General features: G+C 65.0%; 1 protein-coding gene. It reads left to right on the forward strand.

Annotation, left to right across the window (positions count from 1 at the left end):
* Window positions 1-47: 47 nt before the first annotated feature.
* The coding region (locus AF337_RS35320; RefSeq protein WP_049735722.1) for a TfoX/Sxy family protein at window positions 48-346 on the forward strand (299 nt) is incomplete at its 3' end.

Genomic DNA, 346 nt, shown 5'->3' on the forward strand with positions numbered 1-346 from the left:
GTTCGGCGCGATCACCGGCTTCTTCGATCTTCTGGCGGAGCAGCAGCATGACTAGCGAGGCGACACGCGGGCTGGCGCTCGACTTTGCCTCCCAGATCGCCCCAGCCGGCTCAATCGATATCAGGCGCTTCTTCGGCGGATCCGCCCTGGTTCGAAACGGCGCGCAGTTCGGGTTCGTCATGAAGGGCACGTTGTATCTCCGCGTCGACGAAGCGATGCGCGCGGAGTTCGAGGCAGATGGCTCCGAACCGTTCAGCTACCGCGCCGCCGGCAGGGAGGTGACGGTTCGCCGCTACTACGCGGTCCCGGCACATGTGATCGACGATCCCGCGCTGCTGCACAGCTA

It is taken from the genome of Rhizobium ecuadorense (genome assembly GCF_001187535.1).
In the GTDB taxonomy this organism is placed as follows: Bacteria; Pseudomonadota; Alphaproteobacteria; order Rhizobiales; family Rhizobiaceae; genus Rhizobium; species Rhizobium ecuadorense.